The following is a 12751-nucleotide window of genomic DNA, read 5'->3' as shown; positions in this document are numbered from 1 at the left end:
AGGAGGGATCTTATGGCGGAAATACCCATCATTCGCTTTGAAAATGTGACGCAAACTTACGAAGGAGCCGGCAATGTTTTAAATAATGTTAGCTTCGAACTCGAAAAAGGAAAATTTTATACATTGCTTGGACCTTCTGGTTGTGGAAAAACAACCATCTTACGTTTAATTGCAGGATTTGCAACACCTACTAGCGGCAATATTTATATTGAAGACAAAAAAATGAACACGGTACCTGCTAATCAGCGTCAAGTGAATACGGTATTTCAAGACTACGCACTGTTTCCTCACTTGAATGTTTTTGAAAATATTGCGTTTGGCTTGCGGATTAAGAAAGTAAAAGGTCCTGAAGTTGAAAGACGTGTACGAGAAGCACTCGCTTTTGTTAACTTACAAGGCTATGAAAAAAGAGAAATTTCAGAGATGTCTGGTGGTCAGCGTCAACGTGTGGCAATTGCACGAGCTATCGTCAATGACCCCGAAGTTATTTTGCTAGATGAGCCACTGTCTGCTTTGGATTTGAAATTACGCACTGAGATGCAGTATGAATTGCGGGAACTGCAGCAGCGTTTAGGCAAAACCTTTGTCTTTGTCACACATGATCAAGAAGAAGCGCTCGCCATGTCGGATGAAATTTTCGTTATGAATGCAGGTAAAATTCAGCAAAGTGGCACCCCTATGGACATATACGATGAACCTATCAATCGTTTTGTTGCGGACTTTATTGGAGAATCGAATATCGTCAGTGGAGAAATGATTGCGGATTACCAAGTTCGATTTGCCAATAAAATTTTTGAATGTGTCGATGCTGGACTCAATCCGAATGAGCAAGTAGAAATCGTCATCCGTCCAGAAGATTTGGAAATCACGCCAAGTGGAACAGGCAAAATGATGGTTACGGTTGATACGCAACTATTTAGAGGGGTTCATTTTGAAATTTCAACCATCGATGAAGTTGGCAATGAATGGCTTGTGCATTCTACGAAAAAAGTAGAAGTCGGTTCTCAAATTGGCTTAGATTTTTCACCAGAAGCTATTCACGTGATGCGTCTAAACGAATCGGAAGAAGCGTTTGATGCACGTCTTGAGTCCTACGGAGCTTCAGTCAATGAAAGATAACCCCTCACGTCCGCTTTACCTTGTCCCTTATTATTTATGGATTGCCTTATTCGTCATAGCGCCAATTGCGTTAATCTTCTATTTTTCATTTTTGGATTTGACTGGCGCTTTTACTTTGGAAAATTATCAGAATTTCTTTTCTTCTGTTTATCTGCGGATGACGCTGAGTTCTTTCTGGTATGCGTTTTTGATTACGTTAATCACTATTGTGATTGCTTATCCAACGGCTTACTGGCTAACAAAAACAAAGCACAAACAACTCTGGCTACTACTCATCATTATTCCTTCGTGGATTAATTTATTGCTAAAAGCTTATGCTTTTATCGGTATTTTTGGATTGTATGGACCTGCTAACAAGCTTCTCCAAACGCTTGGGGCAGGTCCCTGGCAAATCTTATTTACTGATTTCAGTTTTATCTTTGTTTCCGTTTATATTTTTATTCCGTTTATGGTGCTGCCAATTTTCAACTCGCTAGATAAAATAAACCCTGCATTGATTGATGCTTCCCGAGACTTAGGTGCTTCAGCTTTCACAACATTTAGACGTGTTATTTTTCCATTAGCCATCAACGGCGTAAAGTCAGGCATTCAAGCTGTTTTCATCCCTGCCCTTTCCCTTTTTGTTATTACGCGATTAATTGCTGGAAACAAAGTGATTACGCTAGGGACAGCCATTGAACAACAATTCCTTGTGACACAAAACTGGGGAATGGGTTCAACCATTGCAGTGTTTTTAATCTTGTTTATGATCATCATTATGATGCTGACAGGTCAGAAAGAAAAAGGAGGCTCGTATAATGGCAAAACTAAGTAAAACGGCAAAAGTCTATTTGGTGCTGGTCTTTGCCATTCTCTATGCGCCTATTTTCTACTTGATCTTTTATTCTTTTAATAGTGGTGGCACAATGTCGAGTTTTGAAGGATTTACTTGGGAGCATTACGGTGCGGTCTTTAATGACACAAGATTACTCATTATTTTGATGAATACGGTAATTATTGCCTTATTGTCTTCACTTATTTCAACAGCAATCGGTGTTTTAGGTGCTATTGGTATCGTATTTTTACGAAATCGCAAAACGCGCAAAGCTGTTTTGTCCTTAAACACCATTTTGATTGTCAGTCCAGACGTCATTATTGGCGCATCGTTTCTAATCTTGTTCACGTTGGTTGGTGTCAAACTCGGTTTTGCATCTGTCTTAATTTCACACATTGCTTTTAGTATTCCAATTGTGGTGATTATGGTTTTGCCAAAACTTCAGGAAATGAGCCGGTCATTGATCGATGCTGCAACAGATCTTGGCGCATCGAAACGTGATATTTTGACGCGCGTAATTATCCCTTATATTAAGCCGGGTATTTTCGCTGGATTTTTCCTAGCATTAACTTATTCGTTAGACGATTTTGCGGTAACTTTTTTCGTCACAGGAAACGGTTTCTCGACTTTATCCATCGAAATCTATTCAATGGCACGAGCGGGAATCACGTTAACCATCAATGCGCTTTCCGCATTAATATTTGTTGTAACACTTGGCTTGGTTCTCGGCTATTACTTCTTTAATCAACGTGCGGGACAATCTCCTGGGACTGGAGGCGCCAAACTATGAAAGAACTTGTGAGAGTCGCAATCGCGATTGTTGTCATTTCGACTATACTGTTGTATACCGTCAATGTATTGGAAAAAAGTTCAGCAACTTCAGGCGGTGGTACCATTTCAGTCTACAACTGGGGCGAATATATTGATCCTGAACTAATTAAGCAATTCGAAGAAGAAACCAATATCTCTGTAGTTTATGAAACATTCGATTCAAACGAATCAATGATGACAAAAATTGAGCAAGGCGGAACCACTTATGATGTCGCGATGCCTTCTGAATATGCGATTGAAAAAATGAAGGAAAACAAATTACTACAACCGATTGACCATGCGCTGATTCCGAACTTGAAAAATATTGATCCTTATTTTCTTGATTTGCCTTTTGATCCAGGCAATGAATATTCTATTCCTTATTTTTGGGGGACTGTCGGTATAGCCTTTAACCCTACCTTACTAGACGGACAGACGTTTGAAAGCTGGAACGACTTGTGGGATCCGTCACTTGAACAAGAAGTCATCCTAGTTGATAGCGCCCGTGAAGTGATTGGTTTGGGGTTAAACAGTCTCGGCTATTCGTTAAATTCAACCGATATGGATGAATTGCGAGAAGCGACAGACAAGTTGAAAACAATGGGTCCCAACGTTAAAGCCATTATTGGCGATGAAATTGTTGAAATGATGCGACGCGAAGAAGCAGCGGTAGCTGTTATTTGGTCCGGCCAAGCTGCAGACGTCATGTGGGTTAACGAAGACATTGATTACGTTGTCCCAGAAGAAGGCTCGAACTTATGGTTTGATAATATGATTATTCCTAAAACTGCGGATAATGTAGAAGGTGCTCATGCTTTTATCAACTTTATGTTAGATCCTGAAGTAGCTGCTCAAAACGCAGATTATGTCGGGTACTCTACACCGAACGAGCAAGCAATTGCTTTGATGGATCCCGAGGTTACAGAGGATAAACGGTTTTATCCTCCTGAAGAGCTGCGAGAACGACTAGAAGTTTATGAGAATTTGGGTCTTGAAATGCTGGGAACTTACAACGAGTTATTTTTGGAATTTAAAATGGATATGGAAAACTAACAGGCAGAACGTTTGCCTGTTTTTTTTTGACGTTTTGGGGTATAGTATGTAGATTCTAAAGACTGAAATTTAGTAATACGAAATAATAACGAAAGAAGGTCTCTCTATGGCCGTACAATCAAATAAATCAGCGCTTTATGTGCTGATGTTCAATATGTTCATTGCGATGAGCGGTATTGGATTAATCATTCCGATTATGCCTGCCTATTTAGATACATTTGGCGTCGCTGGTCAAGCACTCGGCACATTAATCGCTACTTTTGCTTTAGCGCAATTTTTATTTTCTCCTCTTTCCGGTCAGCTTTCCGATAAATATGGTCGCAAAAAACTAATTATCTTTGGATTAATTGTTTTCGGGTTGTCTCAACTAGCATTCGGTATGTCTACCGAATTATGGATGCTTTATGTTGCCCGTTTCTTTAGTGGACTGGGAGCGGCATTCCTGATTCCTCCGATGATGGCATTTGTTGCAGATATCACGACATACGAAGAACGAGGTAAAGGCATGGGTCTGCTTGGTGCTTCTATGTCACTTGGCTTTATGATTGGTCCTGGGATTGGTGGTTTTTTGGCCGAAGTTAGTATTCAATTTCCGTTTTATATCGCTACTGCAGTTGCCTTAATTGCGGCGTTGATCTCCTTCGCTGTGCTACCCAATGTGGTTCCTACGATTCAAGCAACGGATAAAAAATCCGAAAACTTGCTGCAACAGATGAAGCGTTCTACTTATACTCCTTACTTCGTCATGTTATTGGTGATGTTCATCTTCGCTTTTGGTTTATCTAACTTTCAATCGACCATTGCTTTATATGCTGATAAAAAATTTGGTTTCACACCGAAAGAAATTGCTGTGTTAATCACAGTTGGTGGGTTTGTCGGCGTTATTGTTCAGACATTTGTAATCGACAAACTCTTTAAGCGTTTCGGTGAGATGAAAGTTATATTGGTTAACCTTCTCATATCTGCAGCTGGGATGATTGGTATTCTGTTCGTTAGTTCTTTCTGGGCTATTCTTTTAGTATCAGCGGTATTTTTCACTGCAGCATCTCTACTTCGACCTGCGATCAATACGTTGATTTCAAAATTAGCGGGTGATGAACAAGGCTTTGCCGCCGGTATGAACAATGCCTATATGAGTCTTGGCAATATGATTGGTCCGGCACTTGCAGGTATTCTTTTTGATATCGATATGAGCTATCCTTATATTTTAGGAACTGCCATTTTAATCACCTGTTTCTTTATCGCCAACACCTGGTCGATGCGAAAACAACAACTTTTGGCTACAAGCCGGAGTTAAACAACAGTAGCTCAGACCTAAAAGGTCTGAGCTACTGTTGTTTAATGGGAAAATACAAAAGTGTTATTTTTTACTTTTCGCTTTTATTAATTGATCAATTGCCATAGGCGAGGAACCTTTTTCTTTTGTAGCTTTTTTCTTAACTAGAGGTGTCGGTAGTCCGAAACGACGAAGCGTGATATCCGCAAAAAACAAGACCATTGCGATAAACAAGACAATCAGCTGAATCGACCGAATACTACCACTCTTGTAAGACATATCTCGAAAAGCTACATCTAATGTCTCTAAAACCTGTCCACCTGTCCGTTTGGCCAATGTTGTTAGTAAAGACATGTTTGCCTCTGCCGGGTGGTATTCATCTCCATAAGGGATCGTCAGGCCTGTTTTATAGGCTGCTCCTGTTTCGTTACTCACGCTCAAAAATACTAATCCGGGTTCAGCATCGATTTTCACGTCTACTTTTCCAGGTGCTACCGGTTCCGTCTGCAGCGGAATCTCGTTGCCTTGCTCATCTACTGCCGCAACCGTTAAAATTGCCGAGCTATGAGTAGGATCCTCGACTGTGTAAACGCCTTGTTCTTTTCGTACCACTGAAAAAGGAATTTCTTCAAAACTAGGCTGTAATTCAGCTGCAGTTTTATCCCAAAACTCTGGCCACTTCGACCAGCTCTGAAAATCACCGCTCCAGGCCCCGCTTCCGGATGTAAAAGCAACTGTTTTTCCAAGGCCATAATTCCAACTCGCGAGTACCGGATCTTGTTCTTCACTTTCGAGTGCCACCGTTGCTGTATTTTTCGCTGTCGTTGCAATATAGGTATTCAACTGCGGGACACCGTCTGCAAACAAATTATTCCATTTGCTGTCGTATACCACCGGATAAAATGGCTTATCCACAATGTATGTTCGTGACATCATGATCGTCTCACGGGATAAAATAGCGGGAATTGTCGTGGCATCCGTAACGTCGTAAAATCGCCCGCTACCTGTATTAGCTAGTTGCTCTAGTAAGTTTCGATCTGCATCTTGTCCAATAGAGACGGTCGATAAGGTAATATTATTGTCTTTTCCATTCTCGATCAACGCGTCATAATCATTGGATGTTGCCGATTGTCCATCTGTTAACAGGATAATGTGTTTGCGCTGCAGTTTTAAATCTTCTAGTTCCATATAGGCTTGCTGCAACGAACGATAAATTTCAGTTCCGCCACCAGGTGTAATACTTAAAATTTTATCTACTGCATTTTCCGGATCTGCTACTTTAGCTGTCGGTAAGATTTCCCACGGTTTGTCATCAAAAGCGATAACTCCTAATGTATCATCGGGACGCAACAATTCAACCGAACGAGCAGCTGCTTCTTTCGCTAGTTCCATTTTCATGCCCATCATACTTCCCGAACGGTCCATAACAATCATCAATCCCAGTGAAGGCAATTCATGCTTGCCTTTGACTTCCATTTCGACTGGCAATAACTGTTCAATTGGCGTTTTAAAATAGCCACCTAAGCCAAAGCTTTGATCGCCACCAACCATCATAAATCCAACACCAAATTGACGAACCGCTTGTTCAATAATTGTCATTTGTTGTTCTCCTACAGACGTTCCAGAGACATTATCAAAAATAATCGAATCGTAACGAAGGATGGCAGACAAACTACTCGGCAATTGATCCGCAGTTAGTTCCGTTACGCTTAAATTATTTGTATCCAATAAACGTGGAATTGGGCTTGGAACACCGCCATTGACGACTAACACTTCTGGGTTTCCAGAAACTTCTGTCATGCTAAACAATGAATTGTTTTCGAGGTACGCATCTTTCGCCGTTTCTAAACGGACTTCATACTTTTGAAGCCCTTCCGAATTGGCAGGATACGAATAGCTATAGACATTTTGACCTTCAACAACTTTGATTTCTTTCTTATCCACCTCTTTATCATTAGCAGAAAAAATAAGTTTAGCTGTTGATTCGGTACTTGAGTCAATGGCTACAGTAAACGTTTGCGATTCACCTAAAAATGCATGTGGAGGTGTTTCAAAACGACTAATCGCCAGATCATTTTTAGCGATTTGTTCGACCGGCCAGATATCCACTTGAAGGCGCTCAGACTGAAGTCGATTTAAACTTTCAATAGCAGACGATTGTGTTTCATTGCCATCCGTTAAAATAACAAGTCGCGTCGCTAAGTTGGTATCTCCACTATTTGAAGCAAGTTCTAACGCTCGCGCGATATTGGTGTGGCTACTGTTTCCAACGGTTAGTTCTGCCGGTAAAGGTTGTGGATCGTTAGTCATTGGCAACAAGCTTTGGAAATCCTCTGCAAATGTATAGACCGCGATAGATTGATAATCTTTTTTGGCCTCTACTGCTTCTTCAATTGCCACGGTCATTGCTGTTTGCATTCCTTCAAGAGACGCAGAACGGTCCATAAGAAAAATAACTTGTTCTTCTTTTACAGGACTGAATAACGAAGGAGCTGCCAAAGCAACTATCAACAAGGTGACAGCCACGGTTCTTAAAACAAACACAGCCTTTATCACTTTAGAGCTAGCTGAAAAATGCTTGAGTGCAAACCAGCCAAAATAAAACAGTACCGGAATGAGTAACAGCAGCCAGATGGGTTTATCGAGTTGTAATTCCACGACGATACACCTCCCATTCCAGAAGCACTAACAGTAAGACAATTCCTATAATAAATGGCACAAACGAAAAGCGGACGGTATCTTGTGCTGCTTTCGCCTGCCCCATTGCATAAGACGCCCCAGCAGAAAGCTCTTTTTCTTGAGAAGTTAACTGTACGATCATAGTCATGTCTTTTTCGTCACCCACCACTTGGTAAACACCCGGTTCATTAGGTGCCGCAAAAGGCCCGTTCCCTTCAATATAGGAATGGCGATAAGCACCGTCTCGAAAAATTTCCCATTCTCCGGTTGGTGAAGCTAACGATACAGATCGGTGTTCGTTCGGTTGGAAAAAACCAAGAAATTCCGCATCGCCTGATAAACTTTCCATGGCGCTCCATAAAAACAAAGGGAACGAAGGAGAAAGTGGCCAGTCGGTCAATTGAATATCTGTCAGCACGACAATATCTCCTTTTGGAGAAATTTGAATAAACGGATGGTCATCTATGGTGGCGATGGTTTCATAGTTTTCAAAAGACGGGTACAATTGTGAAACATAAACTTCGTCCAATGAGGCATATGTGAAAAGCGGATGCGGCTTTGTCTCAATTTGTCCGGTCACTTCAAACGGATTTTCATCATTTCGCCCAAACATTAAAATGGGTGTTGTTGCTTCTAGTAAGTCACGTTGATTCGTAACTATGGGTAATCCAGCGTCAGGCTGCAATTGAGTGGCTTCGGCTAAACTAACATCTAAAGCGAGTGAACGAAAACCACTTGCGATTAATTCATGCAAAGCCGAGTCAATGACAATTGCGTTAACTGGTGGGGCCAAATATGTTGCCATTGTGTTATCCGCCGCATAATCATCCGATACCTCTAGTTCTGCTTGCCATAGCTTATGATTTGGCAACGCTTCAAACGGAACGAGCAATTCTTCCGCCGCTTCGATTTTTACTTCTACTGCTTTCTCGAAACTGCCAGACGATAAACGGACAGTAGCATTCATCGTTTTTTCGCTATTATTAACTACTTGAACTATACCTCTTATCCCATTGTCCGTTTCTGAAAGACCCAATTGGCGAATGGCTACATTAGTCAGTTTTTCTGAAAATCCATGAACTTGATAACTTTGTCCGGTTTTATTGGCAAGGATGGCACGATCCAAGTAATCGGTAAAAATATGAATAATCGTTGAGTCATTAGTCGCGAGCGTATCCGCAAATAAAATCGTTTGCTCCATTTCGGCATTTTCGTAACTTACCGCTAATTCGTCAATTGCTTTTTCGACTCGCTCAACATTTTGCTCATTGCGAATGACCACTTCCGGGCTAACACCCGTCGTAACAATTGTCACAGGCTTACCTCCTGCTTGTGACGCCAATTTCTTCATTTGGACCTGCTGCTTTTCAAAATGCGTTGGAGAACCAGCTAGCATCGTTGCTGACGTATCGACAATAAATATAAAATCATTACCAGCTAATGTTTCCGATTCGCTGAAAGGCTCGATTAACGCCACTACACAAAACATAAGGGCTGCTAATTGAAGATAAAACAATAAATGATGCTGCAATTTTTTTAAATAAGGCGATGCTTGCAGCTCTTTCATTCGTTCTTGCCAAAATAACGTTGAAGAAACGCGCTGGTCTTTGTACTTTTTTCTAAAGAAATAATAGAGAATGACGGCTAGCGGCATAATTGCCGTCCAAATCATTCCCCAATTTGCTACTCCCATGCCGCTTCACCTCACCTAATCCAATTTTTTCGTATCATTTGATGAAATAACACTTGCTCGATTCCGTCTTCTACGTGTACCGGCAAATAAGCAATACCATATGTGCGACAAAGAGATTCCAAACCTTGACTGTGCAAGTCACTTTGCTTTTGGTAGGCACGAAGTGCTTCTTCTGTCACCGTCACACTCGTTACTTGCTGCGTCTCATCGTCGATAAAACGCAAATCACCTTTGTAAGACGGCAGCCGTTCATCTTGTGTAGTCAAATGAATAAATCGAATATCGTGCGCAAAAGTCGGAGCCTGTCTGAAAAACACCTGCCAATCTGCAAGTGGTTCTAGTCCATCGGATACAATGAATAATACCGTAGAATCTTTAGCAGCGTGAAAACTTGCCTGACTCGCAAATGACACGTTTTCAGGGTTGGGCATAACAGATACGAAATGTTCAAACAGCTTTTTTGCCGATTTCCCTTTTTTACGAAAAGGAATCAGTTGTTTTTGTCCAGCAGACACCGTCAAGCGGTCATCTCTTCCTAACACCATTAAACCGAGTGAAAACGCTAATTGCTTCGCAAACAGCCATTTATTGTCCATTGATTTTGAACTATCAAGTAAGATATGGATACGCATTTCTTGTTCATCTAGAAAACGTTTAATATAGATACGTTCAGTTCTTGCATAAACGTTCCAGTCAATATGGCGTACATCATCTCCTGGATGGTATTCGCGAAAATCGGAAAAATCCAATGAACTACCAAAACGCATTGACCGGTGAGAACCTTTATGGTGTCCCTTGATTTTTGCTTTTGTTCCAATTGCATAGCGACTAAGACGTGAGCCCCAATCAGCTGGTAAATTTAATAACGTCATTTCAATACGCCTTTTCCTGCTGTACTTAGCACACTATCAATCAGTTCATCTACATTTTTACCCATTGCTTCTGCTTCATAATTTAATAACAAGCGGTGCCTCAGTACTGGTTTTGCCACATGTTTTAAATCGCCAATTGATACATGATACCGTCCTTCCATTAAAGCACGTGCTTTTGCTAAACGGATCAAACTTTGCAGACCACGAGGACCGCTACCGTATTGAACAAATTGCTGGATTTCTTGATGTTCTGAATGCTCTGGATGCGTATTTTGAATGATATCGACAGCGACCATTAAAATGTCTTCTGCTATCAACACTTCTTTCACCATATCTTGTGCATCAATTAAGCTGGCTGTATTCATTTTTTTACTAAGAAGAATTAGTTGAGATCCCGTTGTTCTGCGGCTAATTTCCGCAAGCTCCTCGCGACTTGGGTAAGCAACTAGGATTTTACAAAGAAAACGGTCCATTTGTGCTTCAGGTAACGGATACGTCCCTTCCATTTCAATAGGGTTTTGTGTTGCCAAAACGAAAAACGGTCGCGCCATTTTTTTCGTATCACCAAGTATGGTCACTGTCTTTTCACCCATTGCCTCTAGCAGCGCACTTTGTGTTTTCGGTGTAGCACGGTTAATTTCATCTGCAAGTACCATTTGGTGAAAAATCGGACCTTCTCGAAAAGTAAATTGTTGGCGTCCTTCTGCATCTCGTTCAATAAGACTCGTCCCAGTAATATCCGAAGGCATTAAATCGGGTGTAAACTGAATTCTGGAAAACGACAAATCGAGCACATCTGAAATGGTCCGAATCAACATTGTTTTACCAAGACCGGGCAAGCCTTCTAGCAAGGCATGACCATCCGCTAGAATAGCGTACAAAGAAAACTCAACCGCGCTTTCTTGTCCGACGATAAACCGTCCAATTTCGGATTTGACTTGTTGAAGCAATTGGCTCATTTCTGTAAATTGATCGGTCGTGTATGTCATAAAAAGCCCTCTTTTCTATTTGTCGGATTCAATATCTGTAAAGTATTGTTCTACAATGGTTTGTAAATCAGCAGGCAGTTGGAGACGATCTGCACTTGAGAAATATGAAGTTGAATAATCTCCCACTACGTCCGCATAAGGCTGGACCGTTCCTTTAGTTGCAGGAACAGCACCATATTGTTCGCCGGCCGCTTGTCCTTCTCCCACTTTTCCGCTATCGACTGATATGTCACTTTGACCTCCAATTCGAGAAGGTACAGTTAACAAATCTCGGCTTCCTTGACCTTTACCAGCTCCGCTGCCTTGCCCTTGTCCTTGACCTTGTCCTTGTCCTTGTCCTTGTCCTTGTCCTTGTCCTTGTCCTTGTCCTTGTCCTTGTCCTTGTCCTTGTCCTTGTCCTTGTCCTTGTCCTTGTCCTTGTCCTTGTCCTTGTCCTTGCCCTTGGTTTTGTGATTGGCTACTTTCTGACTCTCCAGCTGTTTCAGTAGTTTCACTTTCTCCGTTTTCTGATGCTTGCCCACTAGAATTAGATTCACTAGATTTCCCTTCTGCGTCAGAAGATTTGCCTTCAGAAGAATCATTGTCTTTGCTACTAGTTGATTGTTCTCGCTTGGCTATAGTTTGTTGTAATGGAAATGCTACAGGTTTTCCCATATTACTCAAAGCTGTTTGTGTGTTTCCGGCCTTCTCAGCTAATTGCCCAGCAGCTTTTTCAATATCTTCGCTAATTTCTTTAGCATCCGGGTTTTTTCCTTTTGCCAGCTGGCGTTTTTTCAAATCTAATTCTTTTTGTTTTTTGACGATTTCTTTTAATATAGCTTCTGGATTTTCTTTATCTTTGATTGTTGCTTGTAGTGCATCCAATTCTTTTTTAACTACTTTTGTTTCTGCTTGTTTTTTTATCTCATTAATTTCTTTCTTAATATCTTCTACCAATTCAAGTTCTTTTTCCACATCATTTGCTTGATTTTGCAAATTACTAGGAAACACTAAAAGCAAGACCATACACGTCGCACTAACGACCGCTCCGATTAACCACTTAGGACGTAGCCATACTTTGCGTTCTTTGCTGAATAGTCGGTAGCTATACGGAATGATTTTGGCTGTTTCACGAGATAATTCTTTAGTTAATGTGTTTTGTTCTGTTAGCTTCCACACGGTTAGCAACTGATTATGAGGTGTAAAACGGTCCAATTCTTGCACCGCTTGTTGCACGTTAGGTAAGCCTTTACTAGACAACACAATCAAACTTATCACGATAGCAACTCCTGCTACATATGCATAAAATTCATAATAAGGAAGCACGAACAACCGTGATACTAACAGCAATACTGCAGCTAAAGTCAGACCTACAAATAATGCAAACTGAAAAACACGGCTGATATGAAGCATTTTTAACAGCCGCTCAACTTTTTTAACATAGCTGCGTATATCACGATTGTTCAT

10 protein-coding genes are annotated in these 12751 nt (G+C 41.1%); 5 read left to right on the top strand and 5 right to left on the bottom strand.

Annotation, left to right across the window (positions count from 1 at the left end):
* Nucleotides 1-12 precede the first annotated feature (12 nt).
* The 5 genes from QMF37_RS03175 (at nt 13) to QMF37_RS03155 (ending at nt 5093) form a co-directional block, all read left to right on the top strand.
* Nucleotides 13-1119 (top strand): ABC transporter ATP-binding protein, encoded by a 1107-nt coding sequence (locus QMF37_RS03175; RefSeq protein WP_071153582.1) that lies wholly within the window; start codon nt 13-15, stop codon nt 1117-1119.
* Nucleotides 1109-1933: an ABC transporter permease gene (locus QMF37_RS03170; protein WP_071153581.1), complete on the top strand. Its 825-nt coding sequence runs from the start codon at nt 1109-1111 to the stop codon at nt 1931-1933. The genes QMF37_RS03175 and QMF37_RS03170 overlap by 11 nt, the downstream gene beginning before the upstream one ends.
* Entirely contained in the window at nt 1917-2723 is an 807-nt protein-coding gene (locus QMF37_RS03165; RefSeq protein ID WP_058384808.1) for an ABC transporter permease, read from the top strand. Before QMF37_RS03170 ends, QMF37_RS03165 begins: the two co-directional genes overlap by 17 nt.
* Nucleotides 2720-3796, top strand: coding sequence for an ABC transporter substrate-binding protein (locus QMF37_RS03160; RefSeq protein ID WP_283476504.1), 1077 nt, complete (start codon nt 2720-2722; stop codon nt 3794-3796). Before QMF37_RS03165 ends, QMF37_RS03160 begins: the two co-directional genes overlap by 4 nt.
* A gap of 106 nt (nt 3797-3902) precedes the next feature.
* The gene (locus tag QMF37_RS03155; protein ID WP_058384806.1) at nt 3903-5093 is read left to right on the top strand and encodes an MFS transporter; all 1191 of its coding nucleotides are present in this window, start codon (nt 3903-3905) and stop codon (nt 5091-5093) included.
* 63 nt (nt 5094-5156) lie between these two features.
* Here the strand turns inward: QMF37_RS03155 and QMF37_RS03150 are convergent, their stop codons facing one another.
* Genes QMF37_RS03150 through QMF37_RS03130 form a run of 5 tightly spaced genes read right to left on the bottom strand, consistent with a single transcriptional unit; the run spans nt 5157 to nt 12751 of the window.
* Nucleotides 5157-7730, bottom strand: coding sequence for a VWA domain-containing protein (locus QMF37_RS03150; protein ID WP_283476503.1), 2574 nt, complete (start codon nt 7728-7730; stop codon nt 5157-5159).
* Nucleotides 7711-9444 carry a vWA domain-containing protein gene (locus tag QMF37_RS03145; RefSeq protein ID WP_283476501.1) on the bottom strand — a complete coding sequence of 578 codons (1734 nt, stop codon included), beginning with the start codon at nt 9442-9444 and terminating at the stop codon, nt 7711-7713. The genes QMF37_RS03150 and QMF37_RS03145 overlap by 20 nt, the downstream gene beginning before the upstream one ends.
* Before the next feature lie 11 nt (nt 9445-9455).
* Nucleotides 9456-10316: a DUF58 domain-containing protein gene (locus QMF37_RS03140; protein ID WP_071153577.1), complete on the bottom strand. Its 861-nt coding sequence runs from the start codon at nt 10314-10316 to the stop codon at nt 9456-9458.
* Entirely contained in the window at nt 10313-11305 is a 993-nt protein-coding gene (locus tag QMF37_RS03135; protein WP_058384802.1) for an AAA family ATPase, read from the bottom strand. Before QMF37_RS03135 ends, QMF37_RS03140 begins: the two co-directional genes overlap by 4 nt.
* A gap of 15 nt (nt 11306-11320) precedes the next feature.
* Nucleotides 11321-12751: a hypothetical protein gene (locus tag QMF37_RS03130; RefSeq protein ID WP_283476498.1), complete on the bottom strand. Its 1431-nt coding sequence runs from the start codon at nt 12749-12751 to the stop codon at nt 11321-11323.

This window comes from Planococcus sp. S3-L1 (assembly GCF_030063085.1).
Lineage (GTDB): Bacteria > Bacillota > Bacilli > Bacillales_A > Planococcaceae > Planococcus > Planococcus kocurii.
The sequence above is the reverse complement of the archived record's forward strand: the minus strand, read 5'-3'. Positions and strand labels throughout refer to the sequence as shown.

What these genes read in the sequence shown, in the direction of transcription:
- QMF37_RS03140 (WP_071153577.1), bottom strand. Translation starts at nt 10,316, where the DNA reads ATGACGTTATTAAATTTACCAGCTGATTGGGGCTCACGTCTTAGTCGC.
- QMF37_RS03155 (WP_058384806.1), top strand. Translation starts at nt 3,903, where the DNA reads ATGGCCGTACAATCAAATAAATCAGCGCTTTATGTGCTGATGTTCAAT.
- QMF37_RS03130 (WP_283476498.1), bottom strand. Translation starts at nt 12,751, where the DNA reads ATGAACAATCGTGATATACGCAGCTATGTTAAAAAAGTTGAGCGGCTG.
- QMF37_RS03135 (WP_058384802.1), bottom strand. Translation starts at nt 11,305, where the DNA reads ATGACATACACGACCGATCAATTTACAGAAATGAGCCAATTGCTTCAA.
- QMF37_RS03165 (WP_058384808.1), top strand. Translation starts at nt 1,917, where the DNA reads ATGGCAAAACTAAGTAAAACGGCAAAAGTCTATTTGGTGCTGGTCTTT.
- QMF37_RS03175 (WP_071153582.1), top strand. Translation starts at nt 13, where the DNA reads ATGGCGGAAATACCCATCATTCGCTTTGAAAATGTGACGCAAACTTAC.
- QMF37_RS03145 (WP_283476501.1), bottom strand. Translation starts at nt 9,444, where the DNA reads ATGGGAGTAGCAAATTGGGGAATGATTTGGACGGCAATTATGCCGCTA.
- QMF37_RS03160 (WP_283476504.1), top strand. Translation starts at nt 2,720, where the DNA reads ATGAAAGAACTTGTGAGAGTCGCAATCGCGATTGTTGTCATTTCGACT.
- QMF37_RS03170 (WP_071153581.1), top strand. Translation starts at nt 1,109, where the DNA reads ATGAAAGATAACCCCTCACGTCCGCTTTACCTTGTCCCTTATTATTTA.